Here is a 298-nt window from a genome sequence, read left to right on the forward strand (position 1 = left end):
TGATCTTGGTACTTACCTTGGTATTCAGCTTTTTCATTGATTTCATGGAATACCGCCTTGAGGATCGGTACACCTGCTGGGAGGTCAACATCGACCATTCCATTGAAGATGATTTCAATTGTAAGAAAGCCATTCCATCCCGGTTCACCGTCTGTACCAAGTGCTGCATCAATGTGATGTCGGGCATTGGTAGATTTGTTGCGAAATTCGCACCAGAGGTTGTTGGGAATGTGGAATTCTTCGACGGAGGAAGCGAGGGCTGTTCGACCAATTTTGATAGTTTCAGTTCCATCATCTT

Annotated in this window: 1 protein-coding gene; it reads right to left on the minus strand. The window is 45.0% G+C overall.

Annotation, left to right across the window (positions count from 1 at the left end; translation table 11 throughout):
• Positions 1 to 298, minus strand: a 298-nt coding sequence (locus RMT89_RS42160; RefSeq protein ID WP_315889049.1) for a dCTP deaminase domain-containing protein, incomplete at both ends; no start/stop codon positions are given.

Source organism: Streptomyces sp. P17, from assembly GCF_032436805.1.
Lineage (GTDB): Bacteria > Actinomycetota > Actinomycetes > Streptomycetales > Streptomycetaceae > Streptomyces.